This is a genomic window from Streptosporangium sp. 'caverna' (assembly GCF_003203775.1).
Lineage (GTDB): Bacteria > Actinomycetota > Actinomycetes > Streptosporangiales > Streptosporangiaceae > Streptosporangium > Streptosporangium subroseum.
Genome location: NZ_CP029711.1, coordinates 5826216 through 5843094 on the forward strand (window position 1 = coordinate 5826216; position 16879 = coordinate 5843094).

2 protein-coding genes are annotated in these 16879 nt (G+C 70.2%); both read right to left on the reverse strand.

Annotation, left to right across the window (positions count from 1 at the left end; genetic code table 11):
• Position 1: 1 nt before the first annotated feature.
• Complete coding sequence (locus DKM19_RS25870) at positions 2–10543, reverse strand: type I polyketide synthase (RefSeq protein WP_110698988.1); 10542 nt, start codon at positions 10541–10543, stop codon at positions 2–4.
• A gap of 46 nt (positions 10544–10589) precedes the next feature.
• Positions 10590–16877, reverse strand: a complete 6288-nt coding sequence (locus DKM19_RS25875) for a type I polyketide synthase (RefSeq protein WP_110698989.1) — start codon at positions 16875–16877, stop codon at positions 10590–10592.
• Positions 16878–16879 lie beyond the last annotated feature (2 nt).

A 16879-nucleotide genomic window follows, 5' to 3' on the forward strand; every position in this document is an offset into this window, starting at 1 on the left:
TTCAGGAATCTCCAAATTCGCTGTCGATAAAGTCAAAGAGCTCTTGGCTGGTGGCTGATTCAAGTTTTTCCGTGATCAACTGCCCCTGCTGTTCATCGGTGGCTGTGCCGGCGAGTTTCGCGACCAGCGCTCTGAGCCGGTCCGCGACCCGTTCGCTCGCCGGGCCGGTGATGCCGCGCTCGATGACCGCTTCGAGCTTCGCAAGCTCCTCCATGAGGGGCTGAACCACGGCGTCATCGGTTCCCAGCAGTTCGGTCCACAGGTAGCCGGCCATCACGACGGACGTCGGATAGTCGAACACCAGGGTGGCGGGCAACCGCAAGCCGGTGAGCGCGCTGAGCCGGTTGCGCAGTGCCACGGCGGCCAGGGAGTCGAGACCGATCTCGGTGATCCCCCGCAGGGGGTCTACCGCGTCGGCGCCCGTGAACCCACCCGCCGTGGCCACCTCGGCGCGAACCAGGTCGACCAGGATCTTGTCTTGCTCCGGCCGCGGCACCACCTCGAGCCGGGAACGCAGTTCCGTCCCGGCGTCGCCGTCCGTCCCGGGCCGACCGGAGACTTTGCGGCGCGCCGGCAGGCGGATCAACCCGCGCAGCGCCGGGTGCAGTATTCCGGCGATCGCGTCAGCGCGCATGTCCGCCGCCGACAACCGGACGGGCAGGTATACCGCCGCGTCATCTCGCGTGCCGCGGACCGCTTCGTCGAAAAGAGCCAGACCCTCTTCAAGGGTCAGTTCCTCAAGGACACCACGGCGGCGCCGATCGTGGCCCTCGCCTTCCTGCGGCGTCCACATCCCCCAGGCCAGGGCCTGCGCGGGCAGCCCGCCGGCTTGACGGAGCTCGGCGAGGGCGTTGCACCACGCGTTCGCGGCGGCACCGCTGCCTTGCCCCGGGCTGCCGAGGACCCCGGCGATCGAGGAGAACACGATGAAGGCCGCGAGGTCGTGGTCCGCGGTCAACTCGTGCAGGTGCCACGCCGCGACGGCCTTCGGGGCAAGCACGCCATCGACGCGCTGGCCGGTGAGCGACGTGATCACACCGTCATCGACGGTACCCGCGGCGTGGATGACCGCGCTCAGCCGCCGTCCGGCGAGCAGGTTGGCGACAGACTGCCGGTCGGACAGGTCACAGGCGGCGAACTCGACCCTGGCGCCCGCGCGGGTCAGTTGTTCGGCCAGCTCCTCGGCCCCGGGCGCCTCACGGCCTCGCCGTGAGGCGAGCAGCAGGTCTCGCACCCCGTGCCGGGTGACCAGATGGCGGGCAATCAGCGAGCCGAACGTCCCGGTGCCGCCGGTGACCAGGACGGTCCCGTCGCCGAGCGCCTGGCCCACGGAGCTGGAGTCTTCCGCCGGCGGTACGCGGATGAGCCGGGGCACGAGCGGCGTGCCTTCCCGAACGGCCAGCTGAGGTTCCTTCGCTGCGATCACGTCGTCCAGCAACGCGGGCACCGCCGCTGCGGAGCGTTCGTCCGCGTCCAGGTCGATGAGAGTGATGCTGCCGGGGAACTCGGCCTGCGCCGCCTTGACCAGGCCCCAGACGGCGCTCGCCGCGAGGTCCTGCGGTCGCGTGGGAGCGACCGCTCCGCGCGTGAGGATGACAAGCCTGGTCTGGCCGTCCGCCGAGATGCCGACGTAATGCTGGAGGTCGGCAACGACATCGCGGACCGAGGACTTCAACCCGCTGATGACGTCCTCGCCGTCGTCCGGCGGCCATGGGAGCAGGATCGCCTCGGGCGCGGGCGCAGCGAGCGCGGCCAGGGAGTCGAAGGCGTCGACCTGCCTTCCCGAGGCGCGCAGGGCCTGCGCGACCCCTGACCAGTCCGCGCCGGCCACCGCCCAGCGCTCCAGGCGCGTGCCGGCCTCGCCCTGCTCGTGAGGCTGCCAGCCGATCCGGTAGAGAGACTCCGCCGGCGGGGCGGGCGGCCGCAATCCCGTCACGGGGCCCAAGGTCAGCGCGCCGATCTCGGCGACGAGCTCGCCTGAGTCGTCCATCAGGACGAGCCCGAAGGAGTCCGCGCTGAGCGGCGTTATCCGTACGCGAAGGCGAGTGGCGCCGGACGCATGCAGCGTCACGCCGCTCCAAGCCGTGGGGAGCCGTGGCTGCTCGTCGTCCAGGCAGGCGGCGTGCGCAGCGGCATCGAGGAGCGCCGGGTGGATGCCGAACCGGCCTGCCTCGGCGATGCGGTCGTCCGAAAGCTCGATCTCGGCGAGCAGATCGCCGCCGGAGCTCCACATACCGGTCAGTCCCTGGAACGCCGCCCCGTAACCGAGCCCGCGATCCAGCGCCCGGCCGTAGAAGTCCCCGATGTCGACCGGCTCGGCGGTCGGCCCCGGCCAGGGGGAAGCGGTGGGAGCGGCGGTGTCTTCCCGCCCTGGGCCCGTGGCCAGCACGCCGACGGCGTGGCGGGTCCACGGCGCCGGCTCCTGGTTGGGCTCGCCGGGCTCGGGCCTGGAGCTGATGGCCAGCGGGTGGCGGCCCTCGGGGTCGGCGGGGCCCACCCACATGTGGAGTCGCAGCGCACCGGCGTCTGGCATCACCAGCGGGCTCTCGACGCTGAGCTCCGCCACCGCCGTGCAGTCCACGGCGTCGCCGGCGTGGATGGCCAGCTCGAGGAGCGCGGACGGGGGCAGCACGGCCGTGTCCATGACCGTGTATTCCGCCAGCCACGGATGAGCGGTGCGGGACAGCCGTCCGGTGAAGATGTGGCCGCCCGTGTCGGGAAGGGCGGAGGCGGCGCCCAGCAGCGGATGCCCTCCGGGCTCCAGCCCGGCCGCGGCGAGACCGGCGGTGCCAGGGCCGGTCTCCAGCCAGAACCACTCGCGCTTGAATCGGTAGGTCGGGACGTCTTCGACCCACCGGCCGCCCAGCGCGCGCAGGAGCATTGCCCAATCGACGGGGGTGCCGTGCGTCCACAAAGTGGCCAACGCGGTGAGCAAGGTGACGGACTCCGAACGCCGCGCACGCATCGCCGGCACGAACACCTGACCCTCGGGATCAACGCTCCGCTGAACCAGCGCGCTCAACACCCCGTCCGGCCCCAACTCCAACCACCGGCCCACCCCCCTGGAATGCAAATCCACGACCGTGTCGGCGAACCGCACCGGCTCCCGTACGTGAGCCACCCAGAACTCCGGCTCGTTGACCCGCGGCGGAAGGCCTGCGATGTCCGGATCATGAAACGACAGCCCCTCCAGTACCGCTGCGAATTCTTCGAGCATCGGCTCCATCAACGGCGAGTGAAACGCGTGACTCACCGCCAGCCGCTTGACCCGCACCCCCTCGGCCCGCCAGCCCTCCACCAGCTCATCCACCGCGCCCTCACCACCGGAGATGACCACCGACGACGGACCGTTGACCGCCGCCAGCGCCACACCCTCCGGCAACCGCCCGATGACCTGGTCCTCTGGCAGCTCCACCGCGGCCATCGCCCCGCCCGCCGGCAACCCCTGCATCAACCGCGCCCGAGCAGTGATCAACACACACGCATCCGCCAGCGACAACACCCCCGCCGCATACGCCGCCGCCACCAACCCCACCGAATGACCACTCACCAACGCCGGCCGCACCCCCAGCCACCCCACCAACCGCCACAACGCCACCTCAACCGCGAAGATCGCCACCTGCGCGACCCCGGTCTGATCCAGCGCACCACCCGGCTCATCGGCGGTGAACACCACCTCGCGCAACGGCAGGCCCGTCAGCCGCTCCACCTCGTCGAACGCCTCCGCGAACACCGGGAACCCCGCATACAGCTCCCGGCCCATCCCCGCCCACTGACTGCCCTGACCGGTGAACAACACCGCCAGCTCTCCAGCCGAGGCCGTCCCCTCAACAACCGCCCCATCCACCAGCACCGCCCGATGCGCGAAAACCGCCCGAGAGGCAAGCGAAGCCCCCACATCCGCAGACGACACACCACCAGAGGAAGACAGCAAGGACCGCACCCGCGCCACCATCTCCGCCACCGCGCCCGGCGTCTTACCCGACACCACCAACGGCACCACAGACGGACCGACAGACACCGGCCCAGCCGCATCCACGGCCACCGCCCCCGGAGGCATCCCTTGCGGGGCCGTCTCTTGCGGGGCCGTCTCGTGCGGGGTCGTCTCTTGCGGGGCTGCCTGCTCGATGATCACGTGCGCGTTCGTCCCACTGATCCCAAACGATGACACCCCCGCCCGCCGCACCCGACCCACCTCCGGCCACGGACGCGCCTCGGTCACCAACTCCACCGCACCCGCCGACCAATCCACATGCGGCGACGGCTCATCCACATGCAACGACGCCGGCACCACCCCACGCGCCATCGCCTCCACCATCTTGATCACACCCGCCACACCCGACGCCGCCTGCGTATGACCGATATTCGACTTCACCGACCCCAGCAACACCGGACACCCCGGATCACGCCCCTGCCCATACGTCGCCAGCAACGCCTGCGCCTCAATCGGATCCCCCAACTGAGTGCCCGTCCCATGCGCCTCCACCACATCGACATCACGCTCAGCCAACCCCGCCTGCGCCAACGCCGCCCGAATCACCCGCTGCTGCGACGGCCCATTCGGCGCCGTCAACCCATTCGAGGCCCCGTCCTGATTCACCGCCGAACCCCGCACCACCGCCAACACCCGATGCCCCAACCGCCGCGCATCACTCAACCGCTCCACCAGCAGCATCCCCACACCCTCAGACCAGCCCGTCCCATCAGCCGCCGCCGCGAACGCCTTACACCGACCATCAGGAGACAAACCACGCTGACGACTGAACTCCACGAACGTCATCGGCGTCGCCATCACCGTCACCCCACCGACCAGCGCCTGGTCACACTCACCCGACCGCAGTGCCTGACTCGCGAGATGCAGCGCCACCAGCGACGACGAACACGCGGTGTCCACCGTGATCGCCGGTCCCACCAGGCCCAGCGAATACGCCACCCGGCCGGAGACCACGCTCCCCGCCCCGCCTATCCCTATGTATCCCTCCAGCTCGTCGGGGAGCTCGGTGAGTCCCGAGGCATAGTCGTGGTACATCACCCCGGCGAACACGCCGGTGCGTGACCCGCGAATCGAGGTCGGATCGATGCCCGCCCGCTCGATCGCCTCCCACGACACCTCCAGCAACAACCGCTGCTGCGGATCCATCGCCAACGCCTCACGCGGCGTGATGCCGAAGAACTCCGCGTCGAATTCACCGGCATCATGCAGGAACCCGCCCTCTCGCGAGTACGACGTCCCTCGGTGGTCCGGATCCGGGTGATAGAGCCCCTCAACGTCCCACCCACGATTGACCGGGAACGCGGTGATGCCCTCGCGGGCCTCCGCCACCAGGCGCCACAGGTCCCGCGGCGACCGGACGCCTCCCGGATACCGGCAGGCCATCCCGACGATCGCGATCGGATCATCCGCCGCCGCGGCCGACACCGCGGCCGATGTGGCGGCCGGCTGCCGGTCGGCGCCGGGCAGCTCGGACCGGAGGAAGGCGGTCAGCTCAGCCGGGCTCGGATGGTCGAACACGAGCGTCGCGGGCAACCTCAAGCCCGTCATCGCGGCCAGGCTGTTGCGCAACTCGACCGCCATCAGCGAATCGAGCCCTAGCTCCTTGAAGGACTGTTCGGCGCCGATCTGGCTGGAGTCGGTGAATCCCAAGGCTCGTGCCGCCTGCGAGAGGACCAGATCGAGCACTTCACGATCACGCCGCTCTGGGGGCAGCGCCGCCAGCCGGGCGATGAACGACCCCGGCTCGGGTCGGCCCGCCGGCGCCCTGCGCCGCGGGACGAGGTCGCGCAGCAGAGCCGCGAGTGCTCCGCGTTCCGCCAGGTCCGCCAGCGCGGTCAGCTCGAAGCGTGCCGGTACCAGCAGTGCCTGACCTTCGTCCCGCGCTCGTTGCAAGGCGGAGTCGAAGAGGGCGAGGGCCTCCTCCAGCGCCATCGGCGCCAGGCCGCCCCGTGCCATTCGGGCGGTGGACTCCCGGTCGAGGTGGCCGGTGATGCCGCCGTCGGCCCAGAGCCCCCACGCGAGCGAGATCGCAGGTAGCCCGGCCGACCGGCGGTGCAGCGCGAGGGCGTCGAGGAAGGCGTTGGCCGCGGCGTAGTTCGCCTGCCCGGGACTGCCGAGCAATCCGGCCGTGGAGGAATATACGACGAACTCTTCCAGGCCGGCGTCGCGGGTCAGCTCGTGCAGGTGCCAGGCCGCCTCGGCCTTCGGGCGTAGCACCGTGGCGAGCAGGTCCTCGGTCAGCCCGCCGATGGGCGTGTCGTTGAGCACCCCCGCGGTGTGAATGACGGAGCGGAGCGGGCGGTCCGGCGCGATCGTGGTCAGCAGTCCGGCGAGGGCATGGCGGTCCGACACGTCGCATGCCTCGATCCGCACGTCCGCGCCGAGCGCCCGCAGGTCTGCCGCCAGCTCCGGGGCCCCGGGCGCGTCAATGCCTCGCCTGCTCGTGAGCAGCAGATGGCGGGCGCCGTGGCGGTCCACCAGATGGCGGGCGAGCGCGGCGCCGAGCAGTCCGGTTCCGCCTGTGATCAAGATGGTGCCCGTCCGTCCCTCCGCCTGCCCGGCTGACGGTGCCGCGGACCGTACCCGCTCCAGCCGGGGGGCGCTCACCTGGTCATCGATGACGGTCAGCTGCGGCTCGCCTGCCGTGAGAAGGCCGGCGAGAACCTGGTCGGACAGGGTTGTGTCCGTGTCGATGAGCACGATCCGCCCGGGATTCTCCGTCTGTGCCGACCGGGCCAGTCCCCACACTCCCGCCGTCACGAGGTCGCGGGCATCCCCCACCAGCACCAGCTGCTGCTGATCACCTGCGAGCCATGCCTGGAATGCCCCGAGCATCGCCGCCGTGGACTTGCGCAGTTCCACAGTGATGTCCCGCGCCGGGGTGGGGCCGATGGTGAGCACCACCGTGGCGTCCGGGGACACCGAACCGCCGCCGATCGCCTCGGTCAGGTCGGCCGCGCTGGTGAAACGCGCGAACGTCGGGACGTCTGCGCCGTCCGGGACCGGAACCGGCACGTGGGCGAGCCGGAACATGCGAGCGTGGCCGGCGACCTGCGTCGAGAGGGGCTGCTGGTCGGTGATGGGCCGCGTCGTCAGGGAGCCCACCGAGATGACAGGCACGTCCAGCTCGTCGGTCATCAACAGGGAGATCGCCTCGGGACCGGCGGACGCGAGCCGGACCCTGAGACGGCCGGTGACTCCGGCCGTGTGCAACTCGACATCCGACCAGGCGAACGGCACTCGCGCCTGCGAGCTGTCATAAGGCAGTCCGCCGATGCCGATCGCGTGCAGCGCCGCGTCCAGCGCCGCGGGGTGCAAGCCGTAGCCCGCCGCGTCGCGCCGTACCTGTTCGTCCAGCTGGATCTCGGCGAGGACCCCGCCCTCGTGGCTCCAGGCCGCCCGCAGGGCGCGGAATGCCGGGCCGTACTCCAGACCGAGCTCCCCCATCCGTTCGTACAGCCCGTCGAGGCTGACGGGCGTGGCGTCTGCGGGCGGCCACTGCGCCCAGCTCGCCCGCGGTGTCGCTGCCGGGGCGGTACGCAGCGCGCCGGAGGCGTGACGAGTCCAGGCGGAGGTCTCGGCGGAGTCCGCCGGACGGGAGTGGACGGCGACCGTCCTGTCCCCCTCCTGATCCGGCGCCGAGACGATGACCTGGATCTGGATCCGCCCCTGCTCCGGGAGCACGAGCGGGATCTCCAGGGTCAGGTCATCGAGGAAGTCACAGCCGACCGCGTCGCCGGCCCGGATCGCCAGTTCCACGAAAGCCGTCCCTGGAAGCAGCACGGCACCGCCGATCCGGTGATCGGCCAGCCATGGGTGGCTGGTCAGCGATAGCGTTCCGGTCAGAATCCGGCCGTCGGTGTCTGCGGGATCAAGCGCGGCCGCCAGCAGCGGATGGTCAAGGCCGACGAGTCCCGCCGAACCGACGGCCGCCCGGTCCGCGCCCGCGTCCAGCCAGAAGCGTTGACGCTGGAACGGGTAACCCGGCACCCCGTCGGCGGGGCGGCCGCCCCAGGGGGCGAACAGCGACCGCCATCCGACTGGCACGCCGTGGGTCCACAACCCGGCCAGCGCGGCGAGGAAGGTCTCCACCTGGGGACGGCCCCGCCGCATCACGGGGAAGAAAACGTGGCCGTCTTCGTCGGCTATCTGCTGGGTGAGGGCGGTGAGCACACCGTCTGGCCCCACCTCCAGCCACCGGGTCACGCCCCGGTCGCGCAGATCGGCCACCATGTCGCTGAAGCGCACCGGCTCGCGGACGTGCGCCACCCAGTACCGGGGATCGGTTACCTGGTCAGGCAGGCCGTCGATGGACGGGGCACGGAATGACAGCCCGTGCACGACGGCGGCGAACTCCTCCAGCATCGGATCCATGAGCGGCGAGTGGAACGCGTGGCTGACTGTCAGCCGCTTGACCCGTACGCCCTCGGCCTGCCAGCGCTCCACCAGCTCATCCACCGCCCCGGCCGCACCGGAGATGACCACCGACGACGAGCCGTTGACCGCCGCTACTGCCACCGTTGCCGGTAGCACCCCGGTGACCTGGTCCTCAGGCAGCTCCACCGCGGCCATCGCCCCGCCAGGCGGCAGCGCCTGCATGAGCCGGGCCCGGGCCGCCACCAGTGTGCAGGCATCCGGTAGCGACAGGACCCCTGCCGCGTGCGCGGCCGCGATCTGGCCGACGGAATGCCCGCTCACGGCGTCGGGCCGTACCCCCAGCGACTCCAGGAGCCGGAACAGCCCGACCTCGACCGCGAAGATCGCCACCTGCGCGATCCCCGTCTGATCCAGCGCGTGCGGATCATCGCTGAAAATCGCGTCGCGCAACGGCACGCCCGTCAGCCGCTCAATCGTGTCGACGCATTCGGCGAAGGCCGGGTACGTCTCGTACAGTTCCACGCCCATCCCGGTCCACTGGCTTCCCTGGCCGGTGAACAGCATCCCCAGGCGGCCAAGTGCGGCGTGGCCGCGCACGACCGTCTCACCGAGCACGACCGCCCGGTGATCGAACACCGTCCGGGACAGCAGCGAGATGCCGACGTCCAGCCGCGAGTCCAGAGACCGGTTGCGCAGCTGCCCGACCAGCTCGTCCACCGCCGGTGCGCTCTTCGCCGACACGACCCACGGCACGACCGGCGGCTCGGTGGACTCCACGACCTCGGGCGCGGTGACTTCCTCGAGCACGACATGCGCGTTCGTCCCGCTCATGCCGAACGACGAGACCCCCGCCCGGCGTGGGCGATCCGTCTGTGGCCACGGCCTGGCGTCGGTCGCCAGCTCGATCGCGCCCGCGGACCAGTCCACGTACGGTGACGGTTCGTCGATGTGCAGGCTCTTGGGCACAACGCCCCGCCGCAATGCCTCCACCATCTTGATCACGCCGCCCACTCCCGCGGCGGCCTGTGCGTGACCGATATTTGACTTCAGCGAGCCCAGCAGCAAGGGCTTATCCGGGTCGCGCCCCTGCCCGTATGTGGCGAGCAATGCCTGGGCCTCGATCGGGTCCCCCAGCCGGGTTCCCGTTCCGTGTGCTTCTACGACGTCCACGTCGCGGCTGGTCAGCCCGGCGAAGGCCAGCGCCCGGCGGATCACCCGCTGCTGAGAGGGGCCGTTCGGCGCCGTCAGGCCGTTGCTCGCGCCATCCTGGTTCACTGCCGAGCCGCGAACAAGGGCCAGCACGCGATGTCCCAGCCGCTCGGCATCCGACAGCCGCTCCACCAGCAGTATTCCGGCCCCCTCGGACCAGTTGGTGCCGTCCGCCGCCGCCGCGAACGCCTTGCAGCGCCCGTCTGCCGCCAGCCCCCGTTGACGGGTGAACTCGATGAAGGGCGCCGGCGTAGACATCACCGTCACTCCACCGGCCAGCGCCATGTCGCACTCGCCGGCGCGCAGAGCCTGGCCGGCGAGGTGCAATGCCACCAGCGATGACGAGCAGGCCGTGTCCACCGTCACAGCCGGGCCCTCGAACCCGAACACGTACGAGATCCGGCCGGACGCGACGCTTCCGGCGCTGCCGGTGCCCATCAGGCCGGTTAGGTCGTCCGGGATGTCTTTCACGCGAGACACGTAGTCGTGATGGATGAGCCCGGCGAACACGCCGGTACGGGATCCGCGGAGCGTCACCGGGTCGATCCCGGCTCCTTCGATGGCCTCCCAGGAGATTTCCAGCAGCAGGCGCTGCTGCGGGTCCATCGCCAGCGCCTCACGCGGGGATATCCCGAAGAACGCGGCGTCGAAAAGGTCAGCGTCATATAGGAACCCGCCCTCGCGCTGGCCGGAGGTACCAGCCGACTCAGGATCGGAGTCGAAAAGGGTGTCAAGGTCCCAGCCGCGGTTTGCGGGGAACGGGGAGATCGCGTCCTTGCCCCCGCCGGCTAATCGCCATAGGTCCTCGGCGGAGCCGACACCTCCGGGAAAACGGCACGCCATGCCGACGATGGCGATGGGCTCCCGATTCTTGTCGTCGAGCTCCTTCAGCCGCAGACGGGCGTCCCGGGCGTCGGCGACGGCACGCTTGAGGTAATCGCGAAGCTTGTCCTCGTTCGTCATAATCGTTCCTCGCAGCTCTCGCGTAGCGTGTCTCGTAGGGTGTGGGTCAGCGCACGCCGAAATCCTTGTCGATCAGTTCGAAAAGCTCGTCGTCCGTGGCCGTCTCGAGGTCTTCGGCTTGCGATGCCATGGAGCCCCGGGCATGCTGCCACCTGGCCGCAAGGTCTTGCAGGCGCTGAAGGATCATCGGCAGTTCGGATTCGTCGATCTCCCCGCGTGCGATGGTCTCGTCGAGCCGGTCTATCTCGGCCAGCACGAAGGGGGCGGCGGCCGGCAGATCCTTGAACATCTGATCGGACAGGTACTCGATGAGGATCTGCGGTGATGGATAGTCGAACACCAGCGTCGCCGGCAGTCGCACGCCGGTCGTCGTTTGCAGCTCGTTCCTCAGCTCCACGGCGGTCAGTGAGTCGAAGCCAAGCTCGCTGAACTGACGCTCCGAATCGACCGTCCCGGAGTGGCCGAGTACGGCGACCACCTGCGTAAGCACCGCGTCGGTGAGCGCGCGTCTACGTTCCGCCGGGGGGAGCGTCTCCAGCCTGGCGGCCAGATTCCCCCCGGCCGGCCCCGCTGCGGCGCGTCGCATGCCGGGCCTGGCGAGCGCCCGCAGCACGGGCGGGATCCGCTCAGGCTCCAGCCGACCCGCGTCGACGCGCACCGGAGCCGCCAGCGCATACGGCGCCCCGAGCGAGGTATCGAACAGGCTCAACGCCTCGTCCACCTGAAGAGGTACCAGCCCGCTTTTGGACATGCGGGCCAGGTCGGTCTGGGACAGATGACCGGTGATCGCCGAGTCCACCGCCCACAGGCCCCACGCGAGCGACAGGGCGGCCTTGCCGCACCGGCGACGGTAGGCGGCCAACCCGTCGAGGAACGTGTTCGCGGCGGCGTAGGAGGCCTGGCCGGGTCCGCCGATGATGCCTGTCACGGAGGAGAACAGGATGAACGCCGCGAGGTCCCGGTCCTTGGTCAGCTCGTGCAGATACCATGCCCCGTCGGCCTTCGCACGCAACACCGCGCTGATCCGCTCCGAGGTCAGCGAGCTGATCACTCCGTCGTCGGAGATGCCGGCCGCGTGCACGACGGCGGTGATGGGCCTGTCCTTCAGTAGCGTCGCCAGCGCGTCCCTGTCGGCTACGTCGCAGGCGGCGAACTCGGCGCGGCACCCCAAGTCGGCCAGGTCCGCCGCCAGGTCCGCCGCGCTGGGAGCGTCTACGCCGCGCCGCGATACCAGCAGGAGGTCCGCGACGCCCCGCGCCGCGAGATGCCGAGCCACCAGGCCCCCGAGGACACCGCTGGCCCCGGTCACCAGGACCTGACCAGAACCGAAGCCGGCGGGCTCGGGAATGGAGACGACGACCTTGCCGATGTGCTTGGCCGCTGAGACGTAGCGCAGAGCCCGCGGTGCCTCCCGCACGTCCCAGATTTTCCTCGGCATGTGTTCGAGCACTCCTGCCCGGAAGAGCCGGAGCAGCTCGGCGAACATCTCCGCGATCCGGTCCGGCCCGGCCTCCATCAGGTCGAAGGCCTGGTAGCGGACCCCTGGATGATCGGCTGCGACCTGTGCAGCGTCGCGGATGTCCGTCTTGCCCATCTCGATAAACCGTCCCCCTCTCGGGAGCAGCCGCAGCGAGACGTCCACGTACTCGTGGGCGAGCGAGTCCAGGACCACGTCGACCCCGGCCCCGGCAGTGGTCTGGAGAAACTCGGTCTCGAAGTCCAGCGTCCGCGAGTTCGCGAGGTGGTCCGCATCGATCCCGCTCGCGAGGACGGCGTCCCACTTTCCCGGCGACGCGGTCGCGAAGATCTCAGCGCCGAGATGGCGGGCGAGTTGCACGGCCGCCATGCCGACCCCACCGGCCGCGCTATGTACCAGCAGCCGCTCTCCCGACCGCAGCCCCGCCAGGTCGACAAGCGCGTAGTAGGCGGTCAGGAAAGCCATCGGGACCGATGCCGCCTGCTCGAACGACCAGTCGTCGGGCATCTTGGCCAGCAGCCGCCTGTCGGCCACGGTCACCGTCCCGTACCCACCCTCGACGACGCCCATCACGCGATCGCCGACGCTGAGGTCGTCCACCCCGGCCCCGGTCTCGAGCACCACGCCCGCCGCTTCGCCGCCCATGACCACTCGGCCGGGATACATGCCGAGCGCGAAGACCACATCGCGGAAGTTCACACCGGCCGCGCGGATTCCCACCCGCACCTGGCCGGGTTCCAGTACTCGCCCGGCCTCCGGCGCGGGGACGAACGCTAGGCCGTCCAGCGAGCCTGGCCGCACAGAATCGAGCCGCCACAATCCGCTTGCGGGCGCGATGAGGCTACCGCCGGAGGAGCCGCGCACGAGCCGCGGGATGAGCACCTGGCCGTTGCGGACAGCGAACTGAGGCTCCTCGGCCCCGGACGCCGTCGACAAGACCGCCGACAGCGTGCCGTCGTCGCCGTCCGCGATAGTTTCATCCACGTCCGCCAGGACGATCCGCCCCGGATTCTCCGACTGAGCCGACCGGACCAAGCCCCATACGGCACAAGCCGCGAGATCCGGAAGCGTTCCTTCCAGATCGCTGTCCGTCATCCCGTTCCTGGTCACGATGACGAGGCGGCCGGGAGACTCGTCGGCCAGCCACGACTGCAGCCTGCCCAGTGCCCACTCCGTCGCCTCATGCGCCGCCTGTACCGGGTGCCCGCCGGCAACGGGGCACCAGGCGAACACGTCGTCCACGGCCGCGGTGCTGCCCGTCGCATCGTTCCCCGTCGTGTCCCGCGCCGGGGCCGGTATCCAGTCCAGGCGGAAGATCGACTCGTCATGACCCGCGGATGGAGCACCGGACGCGGCGGGACGCAGCGTCAGCGACTCGATCGTCGCCAGCGGCGTCCCCTCGTCATCGGCCAGGTCCATCGTGACCGCGCCGACGCCGGCGGGCCCGAGCCGGACCCGTAGGGCCGTCGCGCCGGAAGCGAGCAGTTCGACTCCGGACCAGGAGAACGGCAGAAGCGTCTGAACCGATTCGGAGCCGGTGTCCCGCAGCCCGATCGAATGCTGCGCGGCGTCGAGGATCGCGGGATGGATGCCGAATCGACCGGCGTCCTCTCTCCCGTCCTCAGGCAGAGCCACCTCCGCCAGGACGGTCTCCCCATGTCGCCACGCCCGGGTAAGGCCGCGGAACAGCGGCCCATACGGCAAGCCCGCGGCGGCGAGATCCGGGTAGAGCGAGTCCGTCTCCAGCGGCTCGGCTCCGGTCGGAGGCCAGGACAGGAAGTCGAATCGCTCGCGAGCACCGTTCCGCGCGACCTCGCCGCCGGCCAGCATCCCCGTCGCGTGCTGGGTCCAGGAGGACAGTCCGTCGGTGTCGGGGCACGAGTGGATGCTCATCGCGCGCCGGCCCGTCTCGTCTGCGGCGGTCACCGCCACCTGGATCCGCATCCCGCCGGAGTCCGGGATGATCAGCGGAGTAAGGATGGTCAGCTCGTCCACCCGAGCGCAGCCCACGGCGTCGCCGGCGCGGATGGCCATTTCCACGAACGCCGTGCCCGGCAGCAACGTGCGGCCCTGAACGATGTGGTCGGCCAGCCAGGGATGTCTGCTCAGTGAGAGGCGGCCGGTCAGCAGGTATCCATCGGATCCCACGAGTTCCATCGCCGCGCTCAGCAGGGGGTGGTCGACGGCGGTCAGTCCGGCAGACGTGACGTCCGCCGTCTTGCCTGTCGCATCGAGCCAGAACCGCTGACGCTGGAACGGGTAGCTGGGAAGTCCGCCGATCGGGCGGCCGCCCCAGGCGTCGAACAACTTGGCCCAGTCCACGCCGATCCCGTGCGCCCACAGGGTGCCGACCGCGCTCAACAGCGTCTCGACCTGCGGACGGCCCGAGCGCATGCACGGCACGAACACGCCGTCGTCGACGATCCGCTGTGCCAGCGCCGTCAGGACGCCGTCGGGCCCCATCTCGAGCCACCTGGTCACGCCCTGGTCGCGCAGGCCGGCCACCATGTCGCTGAAGAGGACTGGCTCCCGCACGTGCCGCACCCAGTATCCGGGTTCGGTGACCTCCTTGGGCAATCCACCGATCGAGGGCCGCTGGAAGGTCAGGCCGGCGACGACCGTTGCGAATTCCGTCAGCATCGGGTCCATCAACGGCGAATGGAACGCGTGGCTGACCGTCAACGGCTTGACCCGGACGCCGTCGTCTCGCCACCGCTGTGCCCATCGGTCCACGGCGCCGCGCTCGCCCGAGATGACCACCGACGACGGGCCGTTGACCGCCGCGATCGCCACCGCCTCGCCCGGCGCCCGGTTTCCTAGCGTCCGCTCTACGGCGTCGGCGGACAGCTCCACCGCGAGCATGGCGCCGCCGGGCGGTAGTTTCTGCATGAGGTCCGCCCGGGCTCTGACCAGCGCGCAGGCGTCCGGAAGCGACAGCACCCCGGCCACGTGCGCGGCGGCGATCTGTCCGATCGAATGGCCCGCCACAGCGTCGGCTCGAACCCCCAACCATTCGACAAGTCGAAACAGGGCGACCTCGATCGCGAAGATCGCAACCTGCGCGACGCCGGTCTGGTCCAGAGACTCGTCTGGTTCGGAGGCGAATACCAGCTCGCGCAGCGGCTGCCCCGTCAGCTCCTCGACCGCGTCGAAGGCGTCCGCGAAAACGCCGAAGGCGTCGTAAAGCTCCCGCCCCATGCCGGCCCACTGACTGCCCTGGCCGGTGAACAGGATCGCCAGTCGCCCCGGTGCCGCGCGCCCCGCGACCACCGACTCCCCGACGGCCACGGCCCGATGCTCGAACACGGCCCGCGACAGCAGCGAGGCGCCGATGTCCAGAGGTGCGCCCGCGTCGCAGGCGGCGAGCCGGTCGATCAGCTGGTATGCCGCCTCTGCGGTCTTGCCGGATACCGGCCATGGCACCGCCGGCGTTTCCGCCGGATCCGACAGGTCAGCCGGGCGAGGCGGGGAGTCCTCCCGGGCCGCCTCAAGGATCACGTGCGCGTTCGTCCCGCTGACGCCGAACGACGAGACCCCCGCCCGGCGTGGGCGATCCGTCTGCGGCCACGGCGTGGCCTCCTTCACCAGCTCGACGGCCCCGGAGGACCAGTCCACATGCGGCGACGGCTCATCGATATGGAGGCTCTTGGGCACCACGCCCTGCCGTAGCGCTCCCACCATCTTGATCACGCCGCCTACCCCGGAGGCCGCCTGTGCGTGTCCGATGTTCGACTTAAGCGATCCGAGCAGCACCGGCCGGGCGGCGTCGCGCTGCCCGTAGGTGGCCAGCAGGGCCTGCGCCTCGATCGGGTCCCCCAGCGACGTGCCGGTCCCGTGGCCCTCTATCACGTCCACGTCCCGGACGGTGAGTCCGGCGGACGCGAGCGCCGCCCGGATCACCCGCTGCTGAGAGGGGCCGTTGGGTGCGGTCAGGCCGTTGCTGGCGCCGTCCTGGTTCACCGCCGATCCGCGCACCACCGCCAGCACCCGATGTCCGAGCCGCTCGGCGTCCGATAACCGTTCCACCAGCAGCATTCCCGCGCCCTCGGCCCATCCGGTGCCGTCCGCGGCGGCGGAGTAGGCCTTGCATCGGCCGTCTGGCGACAGCCCCCGCTGGCCCGCGAACTCCACGAAAGAAGCAGGAGTGGTCATGACCGTGACACCACCGGCCAGCGCCAGAGAACACTCACCGGTACGGAGCGAGTGAGCGGCGAGATGAAGCGCGACGAGTGACGACGAGCAGGCCGTGTCGACCGTCACCGCCGGGCCTTCCAGACCGTAGAAGTAGGAGATCCGCCCGGCGATCACGCTCGCTGCGGCGCCGGTGATGGCGTATCCCTGGACTGCCTCGGGGATTGCAGCCTGAATGTTCGAGTAATCCTGACCGCTGGTTCCTGCGAATACCGCCATACGACTTCCCCGCACCGAGTCGGGCGATATTCCGGCATACTCGAAGGTCTCCCAGACGACTTCCAGAAGCAGCCGCTGCTGAGGATCCATCGCGATAACCTCGCGCGGCGAGATGCCGAAGAATTCGGCGTCGAAATCACCGGCGCCATAGAGGAATCCGCCCCGGCGGGTGTACGTGGTTCCCGGGTGGTCAGGGTCGGGATGATAAATGCGGTCGGTGTCCCAGCCCCGGTTCGTCGGGAAGTCTCCTATAGCGTCGGTGCCTTCGGCGGCCAGCCGCCATAGGTCCTCCGGCGAACCGACCCCGCCGGGGAAACGGCATGCCATGCCGATGATGGCGATCGGCTCAGTCTGCCGCTGCTCAAGTTCTTCCACGCGGCTACGCGCATTTCGAAGCTCGGTGCTGACCCATTTCAGACTTTCGAGAAGCTCTTGCTGGCTCGCCATTC

Bases quoted from the DNA above. Each gene is read 5' to 3' on its own strand.
- DKM19_RS25870 (WP_110698988.1), bottom strand. From the start codon at position 10,543: ATGACGAACGAGGACAAGCTTCGCGATTACCTCAAGCGTGCCGTCGCC.
- DKM19_RS25875 (WP_110698989.1), bottom strand. From the start codon at position 16,877: ATGGCGAGCCAGCAAGAGCTTCTCGAAAGTCTGAAATGGGTCAGCACC.